This window comes from Promicromonospora iranensis, from assembly GCF_028994775.1.
GTDB lineage: Bacteria > Actinomycetota > Actinomycetes > Actinomycetales > Cellulomonadaceae > Promicromonospora > Promicromonospora iranensis_A.
Window position 1 is genome coordinate 59196 of record NZ_JAJQMN010000013.1, and the last position, 25606, is coordinate 84801.

Here is a 25606-nt window from a genome sequence, read left to right on the forward strand (position 1 = left end):
CTCCGCCCCCCGGGACGGTAGTGGACAGAAGTGGCCTCCAAGGGCCACCCATTCCCCCACAGTTCCCCACGGGGTCGGAGGCCTTTTCGCAGGTCGGCGCTCGGGTTGGGGGGCGGGTAGGGCGATCTGTTCCCCCACAAGGAGGCTGCGGTGCATCTGGCGGGTGGAGAGGACCACCCACGGCAGGCAAACCCGGCAAGCAGTACTGGAGGATGTGATCGCCGAGATCCTCGAGCTTCTCGGGCTGAGCTTCCCTGGAATGAGAGCCTCCATCAGACCCGGGGCGAGACACACGATCTTCGACGACGACAAGGACCATCATCAGTACGACCAGATCGCGTGGTTCAGTGACCCCACCCAGCCCGGCGCACCGTCGCTCCTGGACGGGCTGACCCACACAGGACACGGCGGCAACTTCGACTTCATCCCGCACGCGCTGCGGGACCCGCCCGAGTAACCGATGAACGGGGGCACTCGCTCGGACGCGTTCGCTAACTGGATGCTCTCGTGCCAGGTAATCAGAATCCAGGCACGCCGTCCCGGATGAACCTACCCGGACCCGACGGGCAGGTACCAGAGGGCGTAAGCGGGCCGTTTACAGTAGTGCCAGGCAGTAGGCACGACCGTGCCGAAGGTTTTCCGGGTTGCCGCCCACGAAAGGCCGCTCCCTCGAGGTCGAGCGGCCTTTAGTGTGGTGCACCTCGGCGGTCCTCGTGCGCATTTGCTTCGACTTCGCCTACAACGCCGATATGTCCGTCCGGCGGCATGCGGTAACGCTGGGTGCGTCATCCGGCCGCTGGGCGATATCTGGGACTACTCGTCCTCGTCGATCGCCCTCATCGCCTTCCACCCGTGGGTGACGCCGCCGCCGGCCCGTAGGGCGGCGGCGACCATGACGGCTTCGGCGACGTCGCCCTTGGACGCGCCGGCCTTGACGGCGCGCTTGGCGTGGTCCTCGATGCAGAACGGGCACTGCGTGGTCACTGCGACGCCGACAGCGATCAGCTCCCGGGTGGCCAGGTCGAGTTTTCCGGTGTCTTTGCTGAACACTGCTTTGTCGAATCCGAAGAAGGCTGAGACCATCTCCGGCGCGGCCTCCTTGATGTCAGCCATGAACCGTGCTTCTTCGTTGTGCGAATGCATATCTGCTCCCGTTCGTCTGGTTGTTTCCGTTGCCGAGTGCTTGCCTCACGCGCGCGGGTGATCGAGGCCCGGAGCTGCCGACTCCTCGGCGTTCACTCGACTGCTGAGGGTGAGCAGCGCGAGGACCGCCGCCGCGAGCAGGATGCCCGTGCCGACGACCAGTGCGGTGCTGTAGCCGTCCACGAGCGCCTGTGGCGTGGTGCTGCCCGTCCCCGCGGTGACAGTGGCGGCGACCCCGGCGAGGATCGCTAGGCCGAGGGCGACGCCGATCTGCTGGGCGGAGTTCAGGAGGGCCGAGGCGATGCCGGCCTTGTCGTCGTCGACGCGGGACACGGCGGCCTGGGTGAGCGCGATGACGCCGAGCCCGAAGCCCAGGGCGATGACCAGCATCGCCGGGGCCATTCCCGTCCAGTAGACGGTGCCGACGGTGATGCGGGAGAACCAGAACGCGCCGGACGCGCCGAGCATTGCCCCGAGGGCTGCCACGTATCGGGGAGCGACCTTCAGTAGCAGCTTGGGCGCCATCCCGGCTCCGAGGACGATGCCCGCTGCGAAGGGCAGCCAGGACAGGCCGGTGAGCAGCGGGCTGTAGTCGCGGACCTGCTGCAGGTAGAGCGTTATGACGTAGAAGGTACCCATCGGGCCGATCGCGAGCCCCAGCATGGTCAGATACGCGCCCGTTCGGTTGCGGTCGGCGAACAGGCTCAGCGGGATGAGGGGGCTGCGGCTCGTGCGCTGGGTGAGGACGAAGGTGACGAGCAGTACTGCGGCGATGCCTACGAGGGCGTAAGCGATCGGGTCGCTGAACCCGTCCTCGCCGAAGCGGGTGATCGCGTAGACAAGGGAGATCATGCCGCCGGTGCCCAGCACCGCGCCGAGGGTCCCCAGCCGGCCGGCGTGAGGTTCGGCGGCGACGAGCGTCCGGCTGCCGACCAGGACCAGCAGGCCGATGGGGACGTTGATGAAGAACACCCACCGCCAGTCGAGCAGGTCTGTGAGAATCCCGCCGAGGACGAGGCCGAGGATGATTCCGATCCCGGACATCGCGCCGTAGAGCGACAGCGCGGTGTCGCGCATCTTTCGGCTGTCGAACGTCGTCGCGATCAGGGCCAGAGCGTTCGGTGCTGCCAGTGCCGCGCCGATGCCCTGCACTGCGCGCGCGATGACGAGCATCTCGACGTTCTGACCGAGGCCTCCGTCGAACGAGGCGACGACGAAGACCGCGATGCCGACCTGGAGCGTGCGCCTCCGGCCCCACAGGTCGCCGATCCGTCCTCCCAGAAACAGAAGCGCTCCGAAGGCGAGGATGTAGGCGTTGACCACCCAGGGCAGGTGCACCGGGTCGACGGCCAGCTCGCTCTGGATGCTTGGCAGCGCGATGTTCACGATCGAGTCGTCGAGCACGAGCATCAGCTGCGCCGTCGCGATCACCAGCAGTGGCAGGAGCCCGGCCCGGGCCTTCGTCGACGCTGTCATCCTCGTTCTCCTTCGTGCGGCCTGGAACCGGCCGGGATCGCGTGCATGGTCGTGCCCGCCGGCTGTGACGATTCGCCGACGAGCACCTGTACCATATACCCCTATGGGGTAGCGTCGTTCGTGATGTCCGACACCGCAGCACAGCGAGGAACCCTGCTGCCTCCTGGGCGACCGGGTTCCTTCGGCTTGGGAGCGCGCCGACCTCGATCCGCGCCAAGACGGTCGCGCCGCAGCCGGAGACGCCCGGAACGCTGCAGGGCCTGGCTGCTCTCGACCAGAACCGGCGCAAGGGCACGGTCCTGCTCGGCGGGACCGGTAGCCCTGTCACCGTCGATGTCGAGGGGCTGGAGCCGTCGGTGTTCGGCACGGAGGTCGACGTGCGCCTCGAACGCACCCGGTTCACGGGTCAGGAAGGCCTCAGCGGCGCTCCGCAGACACTCGGCGGAACGAATCCGGGTCGTTCGCGTAGGTGAGGCCGATGTCATAGTCACCTGGCTCGGTCAGAGGGTTCGCCGCACACCGGGTGGGGGAACTACGGGGAATCGGGTTCGTGTGTCGCTTCCCTGCACGCTTCAACGTCCAGGTTCCTGGTTGTCCCGTGCTCACTGCCCGGCAATGCGGTTCAGTGAGGTCAGGAGTTTCTTGAACGCTTCCTGCCCCTCTGGCGTCAGCCGCACCACGGTCGCGCCATACCGCGTTCGTCGCTCCTTGGTGACGTGGACGAGTCCGCGCTCCTCGAGATCGCGGATGATCTTCGACAGGTCCGGCGTCGAGAGTTCGGTCGCCTCCTGTAGCGCTGGATAGTCTGCCTGCTCTACCTGGTGCAGATGGGCCAGGGTGACGAAGCGCTTCGGTGCGATGAGGTGGGCGTCTATATCTCTGAACGTCATCGTCGTCTCAGCGGCGGATCAGCAGGATGAGGTAGAACACGAGCCAGGCGATCGGCGCGAGGCCCGCGAAGAGAAACGCTTCCGGGAGGGGGATCGTCTCGCCGCGAGTGATGCCCCGCCAGATGGGGATCGAAAGCCATGTCGTGAAGGCGATGCTCACGGCCAGGGTCGCCCTGAGCCGCGGCTCGTTGGCTCTGCCCCGGCGTGCACTCAGCCAAGAGTGCGAGATGACCAGGGCACCTATGGCCGGCAGGACCGCCCACCAGGGGTGGCCACCGAGCGCGAGCAGACCTGCGACGAAGGCGAGGACGATCGTCGCGACAGCGCACACGTGATCGACAGCCGCGAGCCGCCGTCGGGGTCTCCGTGGGACGGACGCGAGCAACTGTCGAGCCTGCTCGGGTGTCACGGGTGTGTTGTCGAACGGCGCGGACGAAGGTCGGTCGGTCACACGCTCGAAAGTAGCAACCACTTGCAATATCTGCAAGTAGTTGCTGATCGGCAATCAAGCGGGCGAGGGTATGCGCGGCATGCCTCCGACACTCCTGTGGTGCGGCGATCGGACGCGAGAGCCTTGGCTGCGCATCGCGTCGATCTCCTGGCACATCCTGACGTTCCGACCGCGGGAACGTGGTGGCCCGGGTTCGGTCACGCCACGCAAGCCCGACCTGACAGCTGAATCAGCGCACCACCTGAGTCATCGAGGCTGGTTGCAGGTTGATGCAACGTGTCGCCGGTTCGATGCGTAGCCTCCCGGTTTGCGACGTATCGACTACGTCGTAGACGACGTACCGACTACGTCGTAGACCTAGAGGAAGGCAACCGTATGAGAACGAGAATGCGATTCACCATCCTGGGGATCGTTGCGACCTTTGTCGCATCTCTCCTTGTGGCGTCGCCAGCCGCCGCCCTGCCCCACACCTCTCCAGAGTGCTTCACGGACCGGGGGGTCACGAGGTGCGTGCGCTTCGATGTCAACGCGGGTCTGGTTCAGGCCAGGGCGAGTATCGCCGACATCCAGACCGACAACACCAACTTCGACGTCTCGGTCACGCGGGTCGTGCTGCAGTACACAGTTCCTGGCGCGGGCGCCTGGGCGAACGCGAGCACGGGAAGCAGCCCTGGGTGGGACCCCGTCGATGACACCGCAGCGACGGGCTGGGTGACGTGCCAGAGGGGTTATCAAGTGCGAGTCGCTGCGGACTTCCACTGGAGGATCGTCTCCACCGGGGCCGAAGGCACCGAGCGGGTGTATTCGCTCACCTGGGACTGCTAAGAAATTGCGCGGGTAAATGGGTGGCGGTCATGGTCGTCGGGCGGGGCGAGTGTCCCAGCGGTGGGTGGCCCAGGCTTCGCGGACCAGGCGTCGGACAGAGATGATCGCGTTGATCATCGCGAGGTAGGCCTATATGACTGTGCTGCGTCGTTTGATGCAGGACAGGACGAAGTTGTCGCCGCGGTTGTCCCCGTCTGGCTGTACCCGGCTGAGTGCTGGCGCGATCCAGCGACGGCGCTCAGCCCGGACCGCGACGGGCTTCCGGCTGACCTCACCGCGGAGATCGACCGGCTACGGGACTCGGCCGAGTTTCGCTTCGGCGATAGCCTGTGGCCTGCACGGGCACCAAGGAGCCACGCCGGACAGCGAACCAGGAGACAGGCCCGATGAGCGACCGGATCTCGCAGAGCCAGTGGCACATCACGACCGACGGGTCGGTCATCAAGTCGTACCCGAAGGCGCTGGACCACTCCGACCCGCAGCGCGACCCGCCACCCGGTCGGAAGTACCTGCGTTACACCACCACCCGACAGGTCGGACTCGCGGACCTGTACGCCCTGGACGAGGGCCTTGCCCGGTCCAACACCTTCTTCGACCGGCTCAGCATCGTGCTGCGCGTCCCGGCTTGGGTGGGGCTGGTGGGCGTGGTGCTCCTCCCCGGCGTGATGCGCCGCCGTTTCGAGCGAATCCACGTCGACGGAGGGCTTGCGTCCTCGACGCCCGAGGTCCTCAAGGAGCCCGAGGCGAAGGCGCTGATCGACACCCGTGGGACCATCTCCGGGAGCCCGAGCGGCGACGGGCGCTGACGGCGAGGCGTCAGCGAGTGGCGGGGACCGCGGTTCAACCGCCGGCCCCCCGAGGAGCGCACGCCCTCGCCCGGTACCGAGCTCGTCCTCGGCCGTGCCCCGCGCTCGTTCAGCGACTGGGTCGCCCGCAACGTCGACGCTTTCCGGTAGAGCGCAGAGCCCCGGGCCGCCGTCGGCAGAACACGGCGTCCCGGGGAGCGGCACGGCTGACAGGGGCCGCGACCAGATCGGACGACCGAAGCTGAGGTACGGCCGGCCCGGCTGCGGCTCAGGTCCAGTGGTGATCCGGTACCAGGTTCAGGACTGGGTGTACTCGGCCGCGACCTCGAGGATCCAGGTGATGCCGAAGCGGTCGGTCAGCATCCCGAAGGCGGGTGCCCACTGCGCCGGGCCGAAGGCCTCGATGACGGTGGCACCCTCGGCCAGCCGCTCCCACAGCGCGCGGACCTCCTCGACCGTCTCGCCACGGACGGAGAGGAAGAACGGCTCCTCGGTGACGGTGGTGCCGTTCTCGCGACGGGTGGTCGGCGCACCCTGCGTGACGGGGGCGCCTTGGCCCGGGACGTCATACGCCATGACGCGGAAGCCGGTGTCGGCGACGACCTGGCCGAACACCACCTTGGCGGCGTCGGGCAGCTCGGCGGGCATACCGAAGTCGCCGTAGGTGGCGATGGTCGCCTGTCCTCCGAACACGGACCGGTAGAACTCGAGGGCGCTACGGGCCTGACCATGGAAGTTCAGGTGGGCAACAGCGTTGATCGACATGATGGTCCTCACAGGTGGTCGTCATCGCCGGAGTTCTCCGCCGACAGACGCAATCTGTCACCAGTTCCGGACAGGGAACGTCCTGAACTCGTGGCAGTGTGAGAGACATGCCGATCGCCTCCTCGACGGCGACCTCGGGTCGCCTCCTCTACCTGCTGTCCTTGCTCCAGGCCCGTCGCGACTGGCCGGGGGAGCAGCTCGCCCACCGCCTCGGCGTCAGCGAGCGCACCGTGCGCCGCGACGTCGACCGCCTGCGCGAGCTTGGGTACCCCGTTCAGGCGGCCAGGGGTCCCGACGGCGGCTACCGGCTCGAGGCAGGCAGCGAGCTGCCGCCCCTGCTGTTCGACGACGAACAAGCGGTGGCGCTCGCGGTGGCACTACGGATCGCGGTCGTGACAGGGGCGGGCATCGAGGACGCCGCCGCGCGAGCCCTGGCCACGGTGCGGCAGGTCCTGCCCTCGCGCCTGCGGCAGCGCGTTGACGTCCTGGCGGTCACGGCGGCCGAATCGGCAGGCCGCGGGGCCGGCCCGCAGGCGGACACCGACGTCCTGGTCGCGCTGAGCGCCGCCATCCGCTCCGGGGAGGAGGTCCGGTTCGACTACCGCTCGCCAGGAGGAGCGGAGGCAGGGGCGGACGGCGACGGTCCGCAACCGCCTCGGCGGGCCCAGCCGCATCACCTCGTGGTCCGGCAGGGACGCTGGTATCTCGTCGGATGGTCCCCGGACCGCCAGGACTGGCGGATCTACCGCGCCGACCGGATGACGCTCCGGGTCCCGAACGGGCCGCGGTTCACGCCCCGCGAGGTACCGGGTGGCGACGTCGCCGCGTTCCTGTCCGCCCGCTTCAAAGGCGCAGGGGGCGCAGAGGGCGTGGACGAGTGGCCCTGTCGCGGCGAGGTGATCCTCGACCTGCCCGCCGCGCGGGTCGCGCCGTTCGCCGGCGACGGGTTGGTCGAGGAGCTGGGCCCCGCGCGGTCCCGGCTGCTGATCGGGTCGTGGTCCTGGGCCGCGATGGCCGCCACGCTGGCCCGGTTCGACACGGAGATCGAGGTCGTCGGCCCGACCGCACTGTGTGACGCGTTCGCCGAGCTGTCGCGCCGCGCCGCGCGCGCCGCAGGATTTCTGCCGGCTGGGCGCGGGTCGTGACACCTCCGGCAGGGGCAGAATGGTCACGGTCCCCAGGCGCCGTGACCACAGTCGTGGCTTCGGACGCGACGCAGAAGTGACGCAGAACAGAAATGAGGACGGTCCGATGCCCGAGCGGAGCACGCAGTTCTTCGTCGACCTCGAGTCGAAGGTCTGGGACGCACTGGTCAGTGGTGACGCGGATGCCGAGTACGAGCTGCTCTCCGCGGACTTCCTCGGCGTGTACCCCGCGGGGTTCGCCACCAGAACGGAGCACGCCGACCAGCTCTCGGACGGGCCGATCACGACGTCGTACTCCATCGAGGGCGCGCGGCTGATCGAGGTGTCCGATGATGCGGTGCTGCTCTGCTATCGCGCCGACCACCAGCCTGCCGGCAGCGCTGAGCCGGAGTCGATGTTCATCAGCTCACTGTGGGTCGAACGTGACGGCCGCTGGTGGAACACGTTCAGTCAGGACACCCCAGCCAGCTCCTGACACCGCGCCCGGCTGCCGGCGCAGCCGTCAGCGCCGTGCCGCAGCGCACGAAGGTACCGCCGGCGATACACCCGCTGGGCGACCAGGATCAAGGGAAAGAGCCCACGCCAACTGTCACCAGGTCATCCTCTCGCGGCGGAGCGGCAGGTCGCGGCGGCGGCAGTGCGTTCGGGGCCATGAGCCTCGTGGCCCGTGCGAGCGCCGCCCGGCCCGTCCATGATGAGACGAGGGCGCCTCCTGGTGGAGCCGACGCCGGCGTGGGCGCCTACCGCCGACAGGCCTACCGACGGGCGGACGAGCACGGGGAGAACGCATGAGCTCCACGACCGTGGCAGACGGGATCGTCGACCGGCTGGTCGACTGGCGCGTGACACGAGTCTTCGGGTATGCGGGTGACGGGGTGGACCCGCTCCTGGCGGCCCTGCGCAGGCAGGAGGACCGGGTCGAGCTGGTCACGGCACGGCACGAGGAGATGGCCGCCTTCATGGCGACCGGCCACGCGAAGTACGGCGACGGGGTCGGCGTGTGCCTCGCCACGCAGGGCCCCGGCGCCGTCCACCTGCTCAACGGCTTGTACGACGCCAAGCTGGACCGCAAGCCGGTGGTGGCCATCGTCGGCCAGGTGGTGACCAGTGCGCTCGGGTCCGGCTACCAGCAGGAGGTCGACCTGCACACGCTCTTCAAGGACGTCTGCGCGCAGTACCTGCAGGTCGTGTCGTCCCCGCAGCAGCTGCCGCACGTGCTGGACGACGCCTTCCGCACCGCGCTGGCCACGTCCAGCCCCGTGTGCGTCATCGTGCCGCACGACGTCCAGCAGGCCAACGCCCCCGCCCAGGACGAGCAGGCGCACGGGGTGGTGCCGTCCTCGACAGCCTTCGCGCAGGGGCGCACCGTTCCCGACGACGACCAGCTCCGTGCCGCCGCAGACCTGCTCGGTGCGGGGCAGTGTGTCGCCGTGCTGGTCGGTCAGGGTGCTGCCGGTGCTGAGCGTCAGGTGCGCGACGTCGTCGAACGCCTGGGGGCCGGGCTGACCACCTCGCTGCTCGGCAAGCCGCTCCTGGACGAGTCGCTGCCCTACCACTGCGGAGTTATGGGACACCTCGGCACCACGGCGTCGGCCGACCTGATGTCCGGGTGCGACACCCTGCTCATCGTCGGCAGCAACGACCCGTGGACCGAGTACTACCCGGCGCCGGGCCAGGCCAGAGCCGTGCAGATCGACGTGACGGCGCGCAACATCGGGACGAAGTTCCCCGTCGAGGCTGCCCTGCCCGGGGATGCTGCCGCCACCCTGGACGCGCTCCTGCCTCTGCTCCCCGAGCGGGACGGCTGGCGCCAGGACGTCGAGCGCTTCGTCGGCGGGTGGCGCGACGTCATCGAGCAACGGGTCGCGCAGCGGTCCGCACGGCTCAACCCGCAGCTGGTCCTGAACGAGCTGTCCGCGCAGCTCCCGTCCGACGCGCAGGTGGCCGTCGACGTCGGCTCGGTGACCTACTGGTACGCGCGGTTCCTCCGGCTGCCGGACGGAGTTCCCGCGCACCTGTCGAGCACGCTTGCCTCGATGGGGTCCGCGATGCCGTACGGGATCGCCGCGAAGCTGCTGCACCCGGATCGGCCGGTCGTGGCGCTCGCGGGTGACGGGGCGATGCAGATGAACGGCCTGTCCGAGCTGATCACCGTCGCGCACCGCTGGCGCGACTGGGCGGACCCGCGGTTCGTCGTCCTGGTCCTGAACAACGGCGACCTGGCGGAGGTCAGCTGGGAGCAGCGGGAGATGGAGGGCGACCCCCGGTTCCCGACCTCGCAGACGGTGCCCGCGTTCCCGTACGCCGACTACGCCAAGCTCCTCGGGCTGGACGGCGTGCGGGTCGAGGAACCCACGCAGGTCCGGGAGGCGTGGACGGCTGCGCTGGCCGCCGACCGGCCGGTGGTCGTCGAGGCCGTGGTCGACCCCGACACCCCGCTCCTGCCGCCCCGCCAGCCGGCGGAGAAGGTGGAGTCCACCCTGCGTGCGATCGAGCACGAGCCCGACGGCGGCCAGGCGGCCGACCTGCTGCGCGAGCAGCGCGACGACGAACGGTAGGGCCCGCCTGCCGAACGACGCGACGAGGCGTCGCGAGCCCGCGACCTCCGCGTCAGGCCGTCCCGACGTCGTACCGGGTGCCCTCCGCCACGGCCCGGAGCTTGTCCGGGTTGGCCACGTTGTGGATGGCGGTGATGCGCCCGCCGGCATCGACGTCGAGCGTCATCGTGGCGACGACGCGGCCCGCACCGCTGAACATCAGGCCCGGTCCGCCGTTGATCTCGACGAGCTCCGCATTCATGTCGGCCGGTTCGATGCCCTGGTAGGTCGCCGTCCCGAGACCCGCGAACCACGTGGCGACCGTGGACGCGCCCACCACGGGTCGCAGCGCCTGGCGGACCTTGCCACCGCCGTCGGTCCACAGCGTGACGTCGGGGGACAGCAGTTCCATCAGGGAGTTGATGTCACCTCCGGTGGCGGCGGCGAAGAACCGTTCGGTGACCGCGTGCTGCTGCCTCCGGTCCGCCTCGAAACGCGGACGGCGGGCCTGCACGTGCTCGCGGGCCCGGTGAGCCGCCTGTCGCACCGCCGCCTCGGAGCGTTCGGTCGCGTCGGCGATCTCGGCGTGGCTGAAGCCGAAGACCTCCCGCAGGACGAAGACCGCACGCTCGAGCGGGCTCAGCGTCTCCAGCACCACGAGCATCGCCATCGACACCGACTCCGCCCCGACGGCGGCTTCCGAGGCGTCGCCGCCGGTGAGGATCGGCTCCGGCAACCACGGCCCGACATAGGTCTCCCGCTTGTGCCGGGCAGAACGCAGCCGTTCCAGCGCTATGTTCGAGACGATCCGCGTGAGGTAGGCCCTGGGCTCGGCCACCTGCGAGCGGTCCGCGGCCGACCACTTGAGCCACGCGTCCTGGACGGCGTCCTCGGCGTCCGCCGCGCTGCCCAGCAGCCGGTAGGCCACGGAGAACAGCAGTCGACGGTGCTGGTGGAAGACCGATTCCTGAGGTCCGGCGGGCCCGGCGGGCTCGGTAGACGTCGACGGGTCGCTCACCGCGCCTCACGGATTCGGGTGAGGCGTCCACCGTGGGGCCAGAGCGCGCCCGAGGCGGGGACCTTCTTCATGCGGCCGTAGGTGGGCCAGGGGGATGCGGTCACCGTCTCCTTGTACCGCATGGCCGTGCGTCCGGTCAGGACGATCCGGCGCGGGCTGTCGTCAGGGCGGGTGAACTGGACGACGCCGTCGGTCCGGCCCAGGCTCACGGGCGTGTGGTAGTAGCCGAAGCGGAAGGGCTTGAGCCGCCTGCCGCGCATCGCGCGGTCGATCGAGAGCGCGGCGTGCACACCGGTCGGCATCCCGCTCTGGCAGGTGCCGTGCATCACGCCGTACCCCTGGCGGACGGCCGCCGCGTCGCCGATGGCATACACGTCGGGATGGGAGACGGACCGCAGCGTGCTGTCGGTGACGATGCGTCCGCGCTCGTCGACCTTGAGCCCGGCGGCGGCTGCCAGGGGAGACACTCTCGTGCCGCCCGTCCAGAGCAGGACGTCGGCGCCGATGCGTCCGCCGTCCGCCAGCTCGACGGCATCGGGCAGCGCCTTCGTGATCTCGACCCCCGCGCGTACCTCGACGCCCAGCCGGTCGAGCGCGGACCGTAGGTATGCTCTCGCCCGGGGATCCATCGTCGACCCCGGCTCGCTCCGGCCCACCAGCACGACGTCGAGGTCCGGGCGCTGCTCGGCGATCTCGGCCGCGGACTCGACGCCGGTCAGCCCGGTGCCGGCGACCACCACCGTGCCGCTGTCGAGCTGCTCCAGGCGGTCGGCCAGCAGCTCTGCTTCGCGGGGACCGCTCAGGGTGTAGGCGTGCTCCTCCGTACCGGGCACGCGCGTCGTGTCGGCGACGCTGCCCAGCCCGTACACGAGAGTGTCGTAGCGCAGCACCTCCTGGTCGTCGATCCGCACCGACCTCGCCTCGGCGTCGACCGCTGTCACCCAGCCGTGCACGAACCGCGCCCCGGTCCCGTCGAGCATCTCCGGGATGCTCAGCTCGGCGACGCGCTGGCCGGTCGCCGAAATGTGCAGTCGGAGGCGCTCGGTGAAGCGCTCCTCCGCGTTGACGACGGTCACCTCGACCGGCTGGCGCCCGCGCGTGCGGCGGGTTCGGGCCGCGAGCTGCACGGCCGCGGCCATGCCCGCGTAGCCGGCGCCCAGGATCACCACGTGATGTGTCTGCTGTTCGGTCATCGTTTCCGCTCCCTTGTTCCGTGCTGATGACCATGTGATGGGAGCGGGCTTCCGGTCTGTGACATCGAGCCGGTGTGACGCCCGACACAGACCGGACGTCGATAGGTTGGGCACAGCGTCTGTCGGATCGAGAGCAAGGAGAACCAAGGATGATTCGCAAGCTGCAGGCTGTCGCTGTGGACTGCCCGGACCCGGTCCGGCTCGCCGAGTTCTACGCGGAGCTCCTGGGTGGGCGGGTCGAGGTGGACCCGGACGATCCGGACTGGGTAGAGGTGCGCGGTTTCGAGGGCACGCCGCTCGCCTTTCAGAAGGTGGAGGGCTATCGGGCGCCGCAGTGGCCGGGGCAGGAGTCACCGCAGCAGATGCACCTCGACTTCGACGTGGACGACATCGAGGCGGACGAGAAGCGCGTGCTGGAGCTCGGCGCAACGGTGCTGGAGCGCACCGACCAGCTCCACCAGGAGGCGAACTGGCGGGTGTACGCCGACCCGGCGGGTCACCCGTTCTGTCTCTGCGCCCACTGATCTCTGCGCTCACTGACAAAGGCAGCCCTTCAGCCGACCGGCGGCGTCGGACGGGAAGCGCGTCCGACGCCGCCGTCGGGGCAGGTCACGCGCAGCCTGCCAGCTCCTCCTCGTCCGGGGTGAACCGGACCCAGTCGAACGCCGCAGTGAGCTCGGGCGTCGCGGCGGGGCCGCGGTAGGCGAACGGTCCGACGTCCGTGGCGGCGAGCTGGTCAGCAGGAGCGGCGCGCCCGAGGTTCACGAAGGTTTCGCCGTCGACACTGTACGAAGCGGTCAGCCACGTGCCGTGGTTCGTGATCCGCAGCCACACGGTGTCGCCGGTCCCGGGCGGGGCCAGGGCGGAGTCCTCCGCCGTCCACGCGTTGTTCCGGTCGACCCCGTTGCTGCGCCAGACGAAGTCGAACCGCTTGCCGGCGTCCACGTGCGAGATGTCGATGCGTACCGAGTTCGCGTCGTCGCGCCGGACGATCAGGCCCGCCTGCTGGAAGTTCACCTGCGGGTCCAGCGTGACCTGCGTCGTCACCTCCCACGGCGCGTCGGGCACCGGCTGCAGGAGGAGCGGCGCCGACGTCGAGTTGCCCTGGTACGTGGGGATGCGCCACGCGCCGTCCGCCACGGTCGAGCGGTCCAGGCTGCCCCGCACCGCCGTCGACCAGAGCGACCGGTCGAGCGGACCGTCGAACTCGTCGGAGCCCGCACCCGTGCACTGTGCGTACATCGGGTCCTCGGGCCGGGTGTTCAGCGGGTCCCGCACCCCGTCCGGGTCGAGGACCGCGTGGGCGATGGTGGTGTGCGAGCGCTCGCCGTGCTCGTAGACGAGGTGCAGCGTGCCGTCCGCCCGCACGATCTGCGGTGACGTCGCACGGCCCGCTTCGGGTGGGGCCGGCTGGGGCACGAAGAGCGGCTCCGGTGCGCCGACGTCGGTCAGGGTCCGGTCGACGGGCCGGGCGAGGATGGTGCCGACGGTCGCGCCGTAGACGATGTAGTCCTGGCCCTTCCACCGCCACAGGTCGGCGGCCGACACGTTGATGCCTTCCACCGGCCCGGGGGTCACGATCGGCTCGGGCTCGACCTGCCAGTCGCGGCCGTCCGCCGAGTAGGCGAGGTTGATGTGCCGGACGTTGGTGTCGTAGTTCGTCATGAAGAACATCGCCCAGCGGTGCGGTGACGAGCGGTCGGGATTGCGGAACACCCGCGCGTACGACGTCTCGGTAGCGTGCCGGCCGGGCTGTGCGGCGTCGACCATCTCCGTGGTGACGGCCTCACCGCCGTAGGCGAACGTCACCCCGTCGGTCGACGTCGCGTACCTGGTCACCGTGTTGTCACCGTGGAAGTACAGGTACATCCGCTGCTCGGCGGCGTTCCACACGGCGTCGGGCGACGACACGTGCGGCACGTCGTAGATGTCCTCCCACGTGTTCGCGACCACCGGGCTGGCCTCGTGCTGGGTCCACGGCCCGTCGAGCGAGTCGGCGTACATCAGGTTGATGCCGCCCGGGTCGTCGTGCGGCGCGTAGTAGACGTACCACTCACCGAGCGGGTCCTCCAGGTGCTTCCCGGCGTGGAACACCGACGGGAAGATGAACTCCTGGTTGGGGTTGTGCGGGAGCGTGTCGTCGAGCGGATCGACCAGCGCACCAGTCGTGGTGAAGATCGGCAGCTCGCGCCCGGGCGGCCCGTCGGGCGCGGCCGAGGACGGCGCCGCGTGGGTCACGCCGGGAGCTACCCCGGCCGTGACCGCCAGGGCGGCCAGCGCGGCACCGGCGAGGGTGCGGCGCAGGGTGAGGACGGCCATGATGCGTACTCCTTTGTCGCGGTGTCATGACGGCGTCAGCCTTCGGCCGGACCCCGAGCGGGGTCAAGGGAGGTAATCAGATCTACCAGCGCCCAGCTGGATAATGCGCCCCATCCGAGGTGGCCCGACGGCGCAGCCAGGTGTTTCCGTGCACACGGGGTCGCGCCGGGGAGTTGCTAATAATGCGCATCATCAGATTGACCGGCGCTTCCGCCGACCGTGACACTCCTGACGTCAGCCACCGGGTCTGAACGGGTTCAAGGAGGAGCCGTGCCACGTCGCCGCATCACGCAGACGGACGTCGCCGCGATGGCCGGCGTCAGCCAGGCCACCGTCTCGTTCGTGCTCAACGGCAGCACACCCGCCGGGGTACGCATCAGCGAGGAGACCCGCCAGCGCGTCCTCGACGCCATCCGGATCACCGGCTACACCGCCAACCCCGCCGCGCAGCGCCTCGCGGGCGGGCTCGCCCAGATCCTCGGCGTGTTCACCTACGAGGCGACGTTCCCCCGCGCCAGCCGCGACTTCTACGGCCCGTTCCTGGTCGGGATCGAGCATGCGGCCGAACGGCTCGGTGTCGACCTGCTGCTGTTCACCAGCGCACCCGTCGCGGACGGGCGCCGCAGGCTCACCCGTGACGGTTGGCAGCGGCTCGGCGTGGCCGACGGCTGCCTGCTCCTCGGGCAGCACGAGGACCGGGGCGAGCTGCAGCACCTGCTCGACACGAACTACCCCTTCGTCTTCATCGGCAAGCGTGGCAGCGACGGGGGCCGGCTCCCGTACGTGGGCGCCGACTACGTCGGGGGCACGGTGCGGCAGATCGACCGCCTCGTCGCCCTCGGCCACCGGCGGATCGGTTACGTCGGCATGCGCGGCACCGACCAGCCGACTCTCGACCGTGTCGAGGGGTACCGAAGCGGCATGAAGGGGCACGGCCTCACCACCCGGTTCGTCGAGCTCGACGACGTCGCTGCCACGGCAGCGGAGATCGTCGACCAGCGCTTCACGGCGGTCGTCGTCGCACCCGAGAACCACCCGGAGGAGCTTGCCGACGAGCTCGAACGCCGCGGCAGGCGCGTGCCCGACGACGTGTCGGTCCTGCTGCTCGGGCAGCCGCACCACCCCCGCCGCGGCGGCAGGAACTGGTCGGGCTTCTCCGTGCCGCGCGAGGAGATGGGCGCCCGGGCGCTGTACCTGCTGTCCCGCCTGGTCTCCGACGACAGCCCCAGGCGCGAGCGTGAGGCGAGCCGCACCCCCGCGGTCGCCGAGGCCGACCTGCACCAGATCCTCGTGTGCCCCGACGTCGAGGGCGGCACGGCCGCACCCGCACGCACCGACGACACGCCCCGCACCGACGACACACCCGACGACACACCCCAGACCGACGACAGGACGGACCCCGCGTGACCCACCAAGACCTGCAGACCGACGTGCTCGTGGTGGGCGCGGGCCTCGGCGGCATCGCCGCGGCGCTCGCGGCCGCCGACCGTGGCGCCTCTGTCGTCCTCACGGAGGAGTACCCCTGGATCGGCGGGCAGCTGACCTCGCAGGCGGTGCCGCCCGACGAGCATCCCTGGGTGGAGCGGTTCGGCGTGACCGCCCGCTACCGGGCGCTGCGCGACGGGATCCGCGACGTCTACCGCCGTCGCTACCCGCTGACCGACGCGGCACGCGCGTGGCCGGAGCTCAACCCGGGCGCGGGCTGGGTCTCGAAGCTGTGCCACGAGCCGCGGGTCGCCGTCGGCGTGCTGGAGGAGATGCTCGCCCCCTACCGCTCCACCGGCCGCATCCGGCTCCTGGAGCGGGTGCGTCCCACGTCGGCCACCACCGACGGCGACCAGGTGACCTCGGTGACGCTCGCCTCGGTGGTCGGTGGTCCCGAGGTGACGGTGAGCGCCGCCTACACGATCGACGCCACGGAGACCGGCGAGCTGCTTCCGCTGACCGGCACGGAGTACGTCACCGGGTTCGAGTCGGCGCGCGTGACCGGCGAGCCCAGCGCTCCCGACGAGGCCCAGCCGGACAACGTCCAGGCCCTGAGCGTGTGCTTCGTCGTCGAGCATGTCGACGGCGAGCACACGATCGACCGCCCCGACCGCTACGACTTCTGGCGCTCGTACGCGCCGGGCGCCTGGGGCGGTGAGCGGCTGCTCTCCTGGACCGCGCCCAACCCCCGCACGCTCGCGCTGGAGCAGCGGTCGTTCACACCCAACCCGGGTGACGACCCCCTGGCGGTCGACGCCGACCAGTCGAAGAACGCCGGCGACGGCAACCTGTGGCTGTTCCGCCGCATCGCCGCGCGTGACCTCCACGAGCCGGGCTTCTACGCGGGCGACCTGTGCCTGGTGAACTGGCCGAGCATCGACTACTTCCTCGGCCACGTCCTGGACGTGCCCCGCGACGTGGAGGAGGCCCGGATCGCCGACGCCCGGCAGCTCAGCCTGTCGATGCTCTACTGGATGCAGACCGAGGCACCGCGACCCGACGGCGGCACGGGGTTCCCCGGCCTGCGGCTCCGGCCCGACGTCATGGGGAACGCGGACGGGCTCGCCCAGGCCCCGTACCACCGCGAGTCCCGGCGGATCCAGGCGGTCACGACGGTCACGGAGAACGACGTCTCCTACGCCGTACGCGGCGACCGGGGCGCCACGCGCTACGCGGACTCCGTCGGCGTGGGCATGTACCGGATCGACCTGCACCCGTCCACGGGCGGCGACACCTACATCGACGTGCCGTCGACGCCGTTCGAGATCCCGCTCGGCGCCCTGCTGCCCCGGCGGACGACCAACCTGCTCGCGGGCAACAAGAACATCGGCACCACGCACATCACCAACGGGTGCTACCGGCTGCACCCCGTCGAGTGGAACGTCGGCGAGGCCGCCGGCCACCTGGCCGCACACTGCCTCGCCACCGGACGCACGCCCCACGCGGTCCAGGCCGAGCCCGACCTGCTCGCCGACTACCAGGCGGAGCTCGTCGCCGCCGGGGTCGAGCTGCGCTGGCCGGACGGCGTCCACCCGTACTGACGGAGTCCACCCGTACTGACGGCGTCCACCCGCACTGACGGAGTCCACCCGCACTGACATACCCGGCGACACCTCGTCCCGGATCAGTCCAAAGGAGAACTGATGTCTGCACAGCACACACCCCCCAGCCCCCGACTTCGAGCGGCCGTGGCCGCGGCCGCCACGAGCTCGCTGCTCGTCCTGACCGCGTGCGGTGGAGGAACCGACGCACCTGTCGGCGAGCCCGAGGCCCCGTCCGAGCCCGTCGACCTGCGGATGACCGTCTGGACGGCGGACGAGGCGCAGCTCGAGCTCTTCCAGAGCATCGCCGACGACTACGTCGCGGAGAACCCCGAGCTGGTCTCCAGCGTGACGTTCGAGACCATCCCGTTCGAGGACTACACGACGTCGCTGACCACCCAGCTGGCCGGCGGCAACGCCCCTGACCTGGCCTGGATCTTCGAGAGCAACGCGCCGGAGTTCGTCGCCAGCGGGGCGCTCGTCGACCTGCGCCCGCTGCTGGAGAGCACGGACGGCTACGCCCTCGACGACATCGTGCCGAGCGCCCTCGGCCTCTGGGAGGACGCCGAGGGGCTGTACGCCTACCCGTTCTCCACCAGCCCGTTCGCGATGTTCGTCAACACCGACCAGATCGCCGCCGCGGACCAGACCGACCCCGCCGAGCTCGTCGCGTCCGGGGAGTGGACGTTCGACGCCGCCCGGGACATCGCCGCGGCCACCGCCGAGGACTCGGGCAAGCAGGGCCTCGTGGTCCGGGACTTCGACTACCAGACGTGGGAGAACCTGGCCACGGTCTGGTCCGGGTGGGCCGCCGCCCCGTGGAGCGAGGACGGCACGCAGTGCACCTTCACCGAGCCGGCGATGGTCGAGGCCATGACCTGGATCCACGACGCGGCGTTCGAGGACGGCGCCATGCCGGGCCCGGGCACGACCGCCGACTTCTTCGCCGGTGACGCCGCGATGACGATCACTCAGATCAGCAGGGCGTCGGCGCTCGACGGCTCGTTCGACTGGGACGTCGTGCCGCTGCCCGCGGGACCGGCCGGCAAGCAGAACGTCGTCGGGCAGGCCGGGATCGGCGTGTTCGCCGCGGGGGAGCACCCCGACGTCGCCGCGGACTTCCTGGCGCACTTCACCGACCCCGAGAACGCCGAGCAGCTCGCCGCCTACTTCCCGCCGCCCCGCGCGTCCCTCCTGAACGCGGAGACCCTGGCCGACGCCAACCCGAGCCTGACCGCCGAGCAGCTGCAGGCCGTGGTCGTGGAGGGCGTGGAGGACGCCGTCACCAAGCCGGCGCACAAGAACTTCGCTCAGCTGTCGGAGACCGTGCGCGCCGAGCTCGACGCGCTGTGGACCGAGGACGCGGACGTCGAGGCGGTCCTCACGGACACCTGCTCGACGATCACGCCCCTGCTGGAGGAGTGACCGTGGCGACTCTGTCCGCGGGAAATGTCTCAGCGGCGGTGCGCCGCGACTGGCTCGTCGGCTACGCCATGGTGGCGCCGGTGGTCCTCGGCGCGCTCGCGTTCGTCGTCCTCCCGCTCGGCATGGTGGTCTGGTACTCCCTGCACGAGTGGAACGTCCTGGCGAACACCTTCACCTTCGTCGGAGCAGAGAACTACGGGCGCATGGCGTCCGACGACGGCCTGGCGGACGCGCTCCTGGCCAGCCTGTGGTTCTCGATCGGGCTCGTCGTGCTCAACATCGTGCTGGCGTTGCTGCTCGCCGTCCTCCTCAACCAGCGCCTGCCCGGCACCACGACGTTCCGGACGTTCTTCTTCTCGCCCGTCGTCGTCTCGCTGGTCGCCTGGACGATCGTGTGGAGCTTCCTGCTGCAGGCCGACGGCGGCATCAACGGGTTCCTCGCGGTGCTCGGCGTCGACGGACCGAACTGGCTGCGGCACGAGACCACCGCGATGATCGCGGTGATCATCGTCCAGGTCTTCAAGAACGTCGGGCTCAACATGATCCTGTTCCTCGCGGCGCTGCAGGGCGTGCCCGAGGAGCTCCAGGAGGCGGCCCGGCTGGACGGGGCCGGCGCCTGGCGGCGCTTCCGGTCGATCACCCTTCCGCTGATCAGCCCCACGATCCTGCTCGTGTCGATCATCACCATCGTCGGCTCGCTCGAGGTCTTCGCGCAGATCGACGTCCTCACGGGCGGCGGGCCGGGGAACTCGACGACCGTCCTCGTCTACTACCTGTACCAGCAGGCGTTCCGGTTCAACGAGTTCGGGTACGCCAGCGCCATCGCGGTGCTCCTGTTCGTCATCGTCCTCGTACTGACGCTCCTGCAGTGGCAGTCGCGCAAGAGGTGGGTCTTCCATGAGGTCTGACGTGCTGTCCCCCCGAGCCCGCCGGGGCTGGTCCCGGTGGCTGCTCGTCGCGCTCCTGGCCCTGCTGAGTGTCCCGTTCGTCTTCCCCACCTGGTGGATGGCGACCTCCAGCCTCAAGCCGATGAGCGAGATCCTCCGCCGGGTGCCGACGATCTGGCCGCAGGACCCGACGCTGGACGCGTACGGCCAGGTGTTCACGCTCCAGCCGTTCGCCCAGCAGTACTGGAACTCCCTCTACATCGCGGCTCTCGTCACGATCGGCACCATGCTCGTGGCCGCCATGGCGGGCTACGCGTTCGCGCGGATCCGGTTCCCCGGCGCGAACGCCCTGTTCGTGCTGGTGCTCGTCGGCCTGCTCGTGCCGTCGGAGGTGACGATCGTCCCGCTGTTCCGGATCGTCAACAGCCTCGGGCTCATCAACACGCACTGGCCGCTGATCGTCATCCCGATCCTCGGCGCGCCCGCTGTGCTCGCCGTCTTCATCATGCGGCAGTTCTTCCTGGCGCTCCCGACGGAGCTCGAGGAGGCGGGCCGGATCGACGGACTCGGACGATGGGGGATCTTCTGGCGCATCGCCCTCCCGCTGTCGCGGTCGGCCCTCGGCGCCGTGGCCATCTTCACGTTCCTCAAGTCCTGGAACCTCTACCTGGAGCCCATCGTCTACCTGTCCAGCAAGGAGAGCTTCACGCTGCCGCAGGCACTGACCCAGTACGTCGACGCCTACGGCGGCCCCATGTGGAACGTCCAGCTCGCCGCCACGACCCTCACCGTGCTGCCCGTCCTCGCCGTGTTCCTCGTGGCGCAGAAGCAGTTCGTCCAAGGGCTCGCGCACAGCGGGCTCAAGGGCTGAGCCGGCGCCGGCCGCCGCGCGCGTCCGCTCAGGCGCACGCCGGGTGAAAAATGGATGTGGTGTTAACGTGAAGCGCTCTGCATTCACCGCGTCATCTGTAAAGGAGTTCTGGCGCCCCGGTGTGACAGCCCCGAAGCACGGGCGGGCGGGGGGCCGTCGTGATGAGTACTTCAGAATCCACCAAGTCATTGCTCGGACAGGTCCAGCGTGCCGCGCGCCGTGTCGAGCGCGCGGCGCGCGGCCCTGCTGAGCAGCGTGTCGGCATCGACAAGACCGTCTTCGGCGTCGCAGGCCTGATCGCCGTCGCCTTCATCGTCTGGGGCTTCGTGAGCCCCGGCAGCCTCGGTACGGTGTCCGACGCCGCCCTCGCCGGCGTGCTGCAGAACTTCGGCTGGCTGTTCGTGATCGCCGCCACCGTCTTCACGGTCTTCGTGCTGGTCGTCGCGATGGGCCGGTTCGGCCGGATCACCCTCGGCCAGGACGGCGAGAAGCCGCAGTACAAGACCTCCTCCTGGATCGCGATGATGTTCGCGACCGGTATGGGCATCGGCCTCATGTTCTACGGCGTGGGCGAGCCGCTGTACTTCTACATGGCCCCGCCGCCCGGAACCGTCGAGGGCTCGACGCCCGAGGCCGCGGCCACCGCCATGGGCACCACGCTGTTCCACTGGACGCTGTACCCGTGGGCCATGTACGCGATCGTCGGCCTCGGCATGGCCTACGGCACCTACCGCCTGGGCCGCGCCCAGCTGTTCAGCTCGATGTTCACGTCGCTGTTCGGGCGCAAGGCGGTCAACGGTGTCGGTGGGCGCGTCATCAACATCCTGGCGATCCTCGCGACGCTGTTCGGCTCCGCCTGCTCGCTGGGCCTCGGCGCCCTCCAGATCGGCGGTGGCCTCCAGCACTCGGGCTTCCTGGGCAACATCGGCACGGCCGGGCTCGTGGTCGTCATCGCGATCCTGACCGCCCTGTTCGTCATCTCGGCCGTGTCCGGCATCGAGCGGGGCATCCAGTGGCTCTCCAACGCCAACATGTGGCTCGCGCTGGTGCTCGCCATCGTCGTGTTCATCGGCGGCCCCACCCTGTTCATCCTGAACGTGCTGCCCGCTTCCCTGGGCGCCTTCGTCGGCGACCTGCCCGAGATGGCCTCGCGTACCGCGGCCTCCGGCGATCAGTCCCTGTCCGACTGGATGGGTACCTGGACGATCTTCTACTGGGCCTGGTGGGTGTCCTGGACGCCGTTCGTCGGCCCGTTCATCGCCCGCATCTCGCGCGGCCGCACGGTGCGCCAGTTCGTCGTCGGCGTGCTGCTGGTGCCCTCCATCGTCTCGACCCTGTGGTTCGCGATCTTCGGCGGCGGAGCCATCGGCCTGCAGGAGCGGGCCGAGCAGGCGCAGGACGCCGGGTCGGCGCTCGCCGCCATCGGCGAGGCCGGTGCCGACATCAACTTCGACCTCATCCTGTTCCAGACGCTCGGCGCCCTGCCGGTGCCGGGCTGGGTGGGCCTGGTCCTGATGGGGCTGGCGGTCGTGCTCGTGGCGATCTTCTTCGTCACCGGCGCCGACTCCGCGTCGATCATCATGGGCGGCCTGTCCGAGAACGGCGCCGAGCACCCCACCCGCAGGTCGGTGGTGTTCTGGGGTGTGAGCACCGGTGCGGTGGCCGCCGCGATGCTGCTGGCCGGCGGCAGCGATCCGACCAGCGCCCTGAACGGCCTCAAGAACATCACCATCGTCTCGGCGCTGCCGTTCGTCGTGGTGATGCTCGTGCTCTGCGTCGCCCTGTGGAAGGACCTGTCGAGCGACCCGCTCGTCCTCAAGGGCGAGCTGGCCGTGCAGGTCCTGCGCGAGACGGTGGACACCGGCGTCGAGAAGCACGACGGCGAGCCGTTCGAGCTCTCCACCTCGGCGTCGGCCACCGAGGAGGACCCGGACGAGACCCCGACGACGCCGGAGAACGGTGTGCCGGTGGTGGCCCAGGGCGGGCCGGAGGCCAGGGGCTGACCGATAATCCGTTGCCGGGCCACGGCCCGGCAACGGACGGTGTACCCATGACCGACCCCTCCCGCCTGCTCCAGGCCTATGACGACCAGCTCCGCACCGACGCCGAGACGCCCAGCGCGATCTCCGTCACCCGTGTCGGTCCGCTGCGGCTGGTGACGTTCCTGGGCGGGCGGGGCTTCGTCACGTACCGCGACCTCGGCGGGGCCGACGAGCCGGCGGTGCGGAAGCTCGTCGCCGAGGCCATCGCCCACTTCCGGGCCGACGGCGGCATCGCGCAGGTCGAGTGGAAGACGCGCGGCCACGACCACGCCCCCGGCCTGCACGAGGCGCTGCTCGAGCACGGGTTCGCGCCGGAGGATCCGGAGTCGATCATGATCGGCGAGGCGGCGGCCCTCGCGGTCGACGTCCCCCTGCCCGACGGCGTCACCGTGCGGCGGGTGACCGAGGAGCACGAGGTCCGCGCGATGTGCGCGATGCAGGACGAGGTGTTCGGTGCCCCGCCGTCGGACAGGACGGCCGACGCGATCCTGCGCCGCCAGGCGGTGGACGACAGCATGGAGCTGTGGGTCGCGGAGGCCGAGGGGCAGTTCGTGACCGCGGGCCGGCTGGAGCCGGTGGCGGACACGGTGTTCGCGGGGATCTGGGGCGGCAGCACCCGGCCCGAGTGGCGCGGGCGTGGCATCTACCGGGCGCTGACGGCGGCCCGTGCACGCTCGGCCCTGGCGTTGGGCAAGACCCTGATCCACAGCGACTCGACCGAGTACTCGCGCCCCATCCTGGAACGCTACGGCTTCGTCAAGGTCTCCACGACGACGCCCTACGCCTGGCAACGCTGAACGTCAGTCCGACCGCCGTCGGCCCATGAGGTTCGCCGGCTCGGACAGGCCCGCGTACCGGAACCCGGGCACGAGGTCCACGAACCCGAGCCGGCGGTAGAGCACCTTGGCCCGGTCGGCGGGGTCGGCAGTGGTGGACAGCAGGATGTGTCGATGCGCGGTCCGCTCGAAGAGCCCGCGCAGGAGAGCCGTCCCGTGGCCCTTGCCCTGGTGCTCCGGCAGGATCTCCAGCTCGTTGAGCTCGAACGCGTCGTCCGTCCAGCCGGCGTGGCCGGCCCGCGCCAGCGCCGGGCCCACCTGCTGGGGCCACCAGTGCTCGGGCTGGTAGTCGAACCCGTACACGAACCCGACGAGGTCGTCGTGGTCGAACGCGCCGAGGGTCAGGGCGCCGTCGTACAGCGGCAGGTAGGCGAGCCGGGTGTCCCGGAAGTGGTCGCGGCGCTCGTCCGAGTAGCCGAACGCGCGCTGGAAGATCCGGGCGACCTCGTCCGCGCGCCGCAGCACCTCCGAGGTCTCCAGCGCGCGAATCGTCATGTCGGCACGCTAGCGCCGGCGAGCGGTTTCGTCGCGGGAAGGTCGTCGCGGGGGAGCACGGTGGCCAGATAGGCGGCGACCTCCGCCTCGGACCAGCCGTGGGACTCGCGCAGCCCCGCCCCGATCATCGCGACGTACGCGGCGGACGGCGCCGCGTGGGGCACGTCCGCGTGCCCGTGCGGCGCCGTGAAGGTGAGCATCGGCAGCCCGTCCAGATGCCCGACGGCGACCAGCGTCTCGTACCGGCCGGGCCCCGCCGCGTGCCGGTCGTCGATGCCCGCGAGCAGCACCGCCTCCAGCGGGTCGTCCGGCGTGGGGGAGCGGTGCATCTCCTGCGCCGCCACGTCCGCGAGCTGGGCCGCGGTGATGCGGTACGCACGGGCCGGCGTCGGGCCGACGGCGTCGTGGTCGTAGAACGCCATGCCGCCGCCCCACACCGAGGACTCGCCCGCGAACCAGAGGCGTCCGGGCAGGTGGACCGCCCGGTCCTCGCGCGGGAGCGACCGGTCCCGCGCCCCCGCGTACCGCCGCCGCGCCCCCTGCGGGCGCCCGCCCGCCAGGTAGCAGACCAGGCGGGCCCGGGCCATGTTGGACCCGTAGCTCACGTACCAGACCTCTGTGCTCAGGGCGAGAACTCCTCGGGGACGGCTGTGCGACACAAAACGACGTTCACGTTACGCGTCGGCCACGGAGGGAACCAGGCCGGCACGACGTGCGTTTGACCACCCGGAGTTGGACAAGCGTCCTAGACTCGGTACGCAGGGATTCTTACGAGGCGGAGTGTGTGTCGTGGTTCAAGGCAAGGTCATCAGGTTCGACGAGGTTCGCGGTTACGGGTTCGTTGCGCCCGACACGGGCGGCGACGACGTGTTCATCCATGTCAACGACCTCGAGTTCGACAAGCGCCACCTCGCGGTGGGCGCGGTGGTCGACTTCGCGGTGGAGGACGGTGACCGGGGCCTGAAGGCGTCGACGGTCACCCTGGTGGCGCCGGCCCCGGCTCCCGCCCCGGCCCTGGCGGCGGCCGCCGTCGCGTCGGGGGCGCACTCCGCGCCCGTCCCGGCGTTCCTCCCGCCGCTGCCCGACATCGGCTCCCGGCCCGACGGCGAGGCGCCGTCCGAGCGGGAGCTCGCCGTGGAGGTCACCGAGGTCCTCCTCGCGGGGGTGCCGACCCTCACCGCCGAGCAGGTCCTCGCCACCCGGGGTGCCTTCGTCGCGGTGGCACGCTCGCACGGTTGGGTATGACCTTCTCGCTGGGGTGTTAACTCCCTGTTTCCGCTATGGATGCGTGGCGACGGTGGCGCTACGGGGCGATATCAGGTCGGTAACGATCAGATCCAGCAAACGGCGAAGTAGGGCAAACCCTCCCATCGCGTGAGTAGCGTGAGCGGAAACCATGACGGTGACGGACGTCTCACCCCCCGGCGCGCGCTGCGGCGCGCCGCCAGGAAGTCCG

Annotated in this window: 25 protein-coding genes; 15 read left to right on the plus strand and 10 right to left on the minus strand. The window is 70.2% G+C overall.

Annotation, left to right across the window (positions count from 1 at the left end):
- Positions 1–259: 259 nt before the first annotated feature.
- Positions 260–457, plus strand: coding sequence for a hypothetical protein (locus LUU90_RS21820; protein ID WP_275006061.1), 198 nt, complete (start codon positions 260–262; stop codon positions 455–457).
- A 356-nt stretch (positions 458–813) separates the two neighbouring features.
- On the opposite strand, the gene LUU90_RS21825 is transcribed toward LUU90_RS21820, so the two are convergent.
- The 4 genes from LUU90_RS21825 to LUU90_RS21840 form a co-directional block, all read right to left on the minus strand.
- Entirely contained in the window at positions 814–1113 is a 300-nt protein-coding gene (locus LUU90_RS21825) for a carboxymuconolactone decarboxylase family protein (protein WP_275006062.1), read from the minus strand.
- 75 nt (positions 1114–1188) lie between these two features.
- Complete coding sequence (locus LUU90_RS21830; RefSeq protein WP_275006063.1) at positions 1189–2619, minus strand: MFS transporter; 1431 nt, start codon at positions 2617–2619, stop codon at positions 1189–1191.
- A gap of 602 nt (positions 2620–3221) precedes the next feature.
- Positions 3222–3509 (minus strand): transcriptional regulator, encoded by a 288-nt coding sequence (locus LUU90_RS21835; RefSeq protein WP_123815438.1) that lies wholly within the window; start codon positions 3507–3509, stop codon positions 3222–3224.
- 7 nt (positions 3510–3516) lie between these two features.
- Positions 3517–4014, minus strand: coding sequence for a hypothetical protein (locus LUU90_RS21840; protein ID WP_275006064.1), 498 nt, complete (start codon positions 4012–4014; stop codon positions 3517–3519).
- A gap of 333 nt (positions 4015–4347) precedes the next feature.
- On the opposite strand from LUU90_RS21840, the gene LUU90_RS21845 reads away from it, so the two are divergent.
- Together LUU90_RS21845 and LUU90_RS21850 are read left to right on the plus strand one after the other, a co-directional pair.
- Positions 4348–4785, plus strand: a complete 438-nt coding sequence (locus LUU90_RS21845) for a hypothetical protein (RefSeq protein WP_275006065.1) — start codon at positions 4348–4350, stop codon at positions 4783–4785.
- A 386-nt stretch (positions 4786–5171) separates the two neighbouring features.
- A complete protein-coding gene (locus LUU90_RS21850; RefSeq protein ID WP_275006066.1) occupies positions 5172–5591 on the plus strand; it encodes a hypothetical protein in 420 nt (139 codons plus the stop codon).
- A 297-nt stretch (positions 5592–5888) separates the two neighbouring features.
- On the opposite strand, the gene LUU90_RS21855 is transcribed toward LUU90_RS21850, so the two are convergent.
- Positions 5889–6356, minus strand: a complete 468-nt coding sequence (locus tag LUU90_RS21855) for a VOC family protein (RefSeq protein WP_275006067.1) — start codon at positions 6354–6356, stop codon at positions 5889–5891.
- 107 nt (positions 6357–6463) lie between these two features.
- Between LUU90_RS21855 and LUU90_RS21860 the strand changes: the two genes are divergently transcribed.
- The 3 genes from LUU90_RS21860 to LUU90_RS21870 all read left to right on the plus strand — a co-directional run bounded on the left by LUU90_RS21860 (position 6464) and on the right by LUU90_RS21870 (position 10059).
- A complete protein-coding gene (locus LUU90_RS21860; protein WP_275006068.1) occupies positions 6464–7501 on the plus strand; it encodes a helix-turn-helix transcriptional regulator in 1038 nt (345 codons plus the stop codon).
- Positions 7502–7607: 106 nt separating this feature from the next.
- On the plus strand, positions 7608–7976 hold the full coding sequence (locus LUU90_RS21865) for a nuclear transport factor 2 family protein (protein ID WP_275006069.1): 369 nt from the start codon (positions 7608–7610) through the stop codon (positions 7974–7976).
- 313 nt (positions 7977–8289) lie between these two features.
- Complete coding sequence (locus tag LUU90_RS21870; protein ID WP_275006070.1) at positions 8290–10059, plus strand: thiamine pyrophosphate-requiring protein; 1770 nt, start codon at positions 8290–8292, stop codon at positions 10057–10059.
- Between the two features lie 52 nt (positions 10060–10111).
- Here the strand turns inward: LUU90_RS21870 and LUU90_RS21875 are convergent, their stop codons facing one another.
- Positions 10112–11056 carry an RNA polymerase sigma-70 factor gene (locus LUU90_RS21875; protein ID WP_275006071.1) on the minus strand — a complete coding sequence of 315 codons (945 nt, stop codon included), beginning with the start codon at positions 11054–11056 and terminating at the stop codon, positions 10112–10114.
- Positions 11053–12249 carry an NAD(P)/FAD-dependent oxidoreductase gene (locus tag LUU90_RS21880; protein WP_275006072.1) on the minus strand — a complete coding sequence of 399 codons (1197 nt, stop codon included), beginning with the start codon at positions 12247–12249 and terminating at the stop codon, positions 11053–11055. The genes LUU90_RS21875 and LUU90_RS21880 overlap by 4 nt, the downstream gene beginning before the upstream one ends.
- A 149-nt stretch (positions 12250–12398) precedes the next feature.
- Between LUU90_RS21880 and LUU90_RS21885 the strand changes: the two genes are divergently transcribed.
- Positions 12399–12773 (plus strand): VOC family protein, encoded by a 375-nt coding sequence (locus tag LUU90_RS21885; protein WP_275006073.1) that lies wholly within the window; start codon positions 12399–12401, stop codon positions 12771–12773.
- Between the two features lie 85 nt (positions 12774–12858).
- On the opposite strand, the gene LUU90_RS21890 is transcribed toward LUU90_RS21885, so the two are convergent.
- Positions 12859–14568, minus strand: coding sequence for a DUF1349 domain-containing protein (locus LUU90_RS21890; protein WP_275006074.1), 1710 nt, complete (start codon positions 14566–14568; stop codon positions 12859–12861).
- A 270-nt stretch (positions 14569–14838) separates the two neighbouring features.
- Here LUU90_RS21890 and LUU90_RS21895 point away from each other — a divergent pair, with 270 nt between their 5' ends.
- The 7 genes from LUU90_RS21895 (at position 14839) to LUU90_RS21925 (ending at position 23616) form a co-directional block, all read left to right on the plus strand.
- The gene (locus LUU90_RS21895; protein ID WP_275006075.1) at positions 14839–15975 is read left to right on the plus strand and encodes a LacI family DNA-binding transcriptional regulator; all 1137 of its coding nucleotides are present in this window, start codon (positions 14839–14841) and stop codon (positions 15973–15975) included.
- Positions 15972–17594 carry an FAD-dependent oxidoreductase gene (locus LUU90_RS21900; protein WP_275006076.1) on the plus strand — a complete coding sequence of 541 codons (1623 nt, stop codon included), beginning with the start codon at positions 15972–15974 and terminating at the stop codon, positions 17592–17594. Before LUU90_RS21895 ends, LUU90_RS21900 begins: the two co-directional genes overlap by 4 nt.
- A 102-nt stretch (positions 17595–17696) precedes the next feature.
- Entirely contained in the window at positions 17697–19019 is a 1323-nt protein-coding gene (locus tag LUU90_RS21905) for an ABC transporter substrate-binding protein (protein ID WP_275006077.1), read from the plus strand.
- 2 nt (positions 19020–19021) lie between these two features.
- Positions 19022–19927, plus strand: a complete 906-nt coding sequence (locus LUU90_RS21910; RefSeq protein ID WP_275006078.1) for a carbohydrate ABC transporter permease — start codon at positions 19022–19024, stop codon at positions 19925–19927.
- The gene (locus LUU90_RS21915) at positions 19917–20777 is read left to right on the plus strand and encodes a carbohydrate ABC transporter permease (protein WP_275006079.1); all 861 of its coding nucleotides are present in this window, start codon (positions 19917–19919) and stop codon (positions 20775–20777) included. The genes LUU90_RS21910 and LUU90_RS21915 overlap by 11 nt, the downstream gene beginning before the upstream one ends.
- Before the next feature lie 161 nt (positions 20778–20938).
- The gene (locus LUU90_RS21920) at positions 20939–22780 is read left to right on the plus strand and encodes a BCCT family transporter (RefSeq protein ID WP_275006080.1); all 1842 of its coding nucleotides are present in this window, start codon (positions 20939–20941) and stop codon (positions 22778–22780) included.
- Positions 22781–22827: 47 nt separating this feature from the next.
- Positions 22828–23616 (plus strand): GNAT family N-acetyltransferase, encoded by a 789-nt coding sequence (locus LUU90_RS21925; RefSeq protein ID WP_275006081.1) that lies wholly within the window; start codon positions 22828–22830, stop codon positions 23614–23616.
- A gap of 3 nt (positions 23617–23619) precedes the next feature.
- Here the strand turns inward: LUU90_RS21925 and LUU90_RS21930 are convergent, their stop codons facing one another.
- Complete coding sequence (locus LUU90_RS21930) at positions 23620–24150, minus strand: GNAT family N-acetyltransferase (protein ID WP_275006082.1); 531 nt, start codon at positions 24148–24150, stop codon at positions 23620–23622.
- Entirely contained in the window at positions 24147–24755 is a 609-nt protein-coding gene (locus tag LUU90_RS21935) for a histone deacetylase (RefSeq protein WP_275006083.1), read from the minus strand. The genes LUU90_RS21930 and LUU90_RS21935 overlap by 4 nt, the downstream gene beginning before the upstream one ends.
- Before the next feature lie 184 nt (positions 24756–24939).
- Here LUU90_RS21935 and LUU90_RS21940 point away from each other — a divergent pair, with 184 nt between their 5' ends.
- A complete protein-coding gene (locus LUU90_RS21940; RefSeq protein ID WP_275006084.1) occupies positions 24940–25395 on the plus strand; it encodes a cold-shock protein in 456 nt (151 codons plus the stop codon).
- Positions 25396–25606 lie beyond the last annotated feature (211 nt).

Excerpts from the sequence above, each read along its gene's own strand:
- LUU90_RS21930 (WP_275006082.1), bottom strand. The coding sequence starts at position 24,150 with ATGACGATTCGCGCGCTGGAGACCTCGGAGGTGCTGCGGCGCGCGGAC.
- LUU90_RS21885 (WP_275006073.1), top strand. The coding sequence starts at position 12,399 with ATGATTCGCAAGCTGCAGGCTGTCGCTGTGGACTGCCCGGACCCGGTC.
- LUU90_RS21830 (WP_275006063.1), bottom strand. The coding sequence starts at position 2,619 with ATGACAGCGTCGACGAAGGCCCGGGCCGGGCTCCTGCCACTGCTGGTG.
- LUU90_RS21920 (WP_275006080.1), top strand. The coding sequence starts at position 20,939 with ATGAGTACTTCAGAATCCACCAAGTCATTGCTCGGACAGGTCCAGCGT.
- LUU90_RS21835 (WP_123815438.1), bottom strand. The coding sequence starts at position 3,509 with ATGACGTTCAGAGATATAGACGCCCACCTCATCGCACCGAAGCGCTTC.
- LUU90_RS21890 (WP_275006074.1), bottom strand. The coding sequence starts at position 14,568 with ATGGCCGTCCTCACCCTGCGCCGCACCCTCGCCGGTGCCGCGCTGGCC.
- LUU90_RS21845 (WP_275006065.1), top strand. The coding sequence starts at position 4,348 with ATGCGATTCACCATCCTGGGGATCGTTGCGACCTTTGTCGCATCTCTC.
- LUU90_RS21915 (WP_275006079.1), top strand. The coding sequence starts at position 19,917 with ATGAGGTCTGACGTGCTGTCCCCCCGAGCCCGCCGGGGCTGGTCCCGG.
- LUU90_RS21850 (WP_275006066.1), top strand. The coding sequence starts at position 5,172 with ATGAGCGACCGGATCTCGCAGAGCCAGTGGCACATCACGACCGACGGG.
- LUU90_RS21825 (WP_275006062.1), bottom strand. The coding sequence starts at position 1,113 with ATGGCTGACATCAAGGAGGCCGCGCCGGAGATGGTCTCAGCCTTCTTC.
- LUU90_RS21925 (WP_275006081.1), top strand. The coding sequence starts at position 22,828 with ATGACCGACCCCTCCCGCCTGCTCCAGGCCTATGACGACCAGCTCCGC.
- LUU90_RS21880 (WP_275006072.1), bottom strand. The coding sequence starts at position 12,249 with ATGACCGAACAGCAGACACATCACGTGGTGATCCTGGGCGCCGGCTAC.
- LUU90_RS21865 (WP_275006069.1), top strand. The coding sequence starts at position 7,608 with ATGCCCGAGCGGAGCACGCAGTTCTTCGTCGACCTCGAGTCGAAGGTC.
- LUU90_RS21905 (WP_275006077.1), top strand. The coding sequence starts at position 17,697 with ATGTCTGCACAGCACACACCCCCCAGCCCCCGACTTCGAGCGGCCGTG.
- LUU90_RS21870 (WP_275006070.1), top strand. The coding sequence starts at position 8,290 with ATGAGCTCCACGACCGTGGCAGACGGGATCGTCGACCGGCTGGTCGAC.
- LUU90_RS21855 (WP_275006067.1), bottom strand. The coding sequence starts at position 6,356 with ATGTCGATCAACGCTGTTGCCCACCTGAACTTCCATGGTCAGGCCCGT.
- LUU90_RS21820 (WP_275006061.1), top strand. The coding sequence starts at position 260 with ATGAGAGCCTCCATCAGACCCGGGGCGAGACACACGATCTTCGACGAC.
- LUU90_RS21860 (WP_275006068.1), top strand. The coding sequence starts at position 6,464 with ATGCCGATCGCCTCCTCGACGGCGACCTCGGGTCGCCTCCTCTACCTG.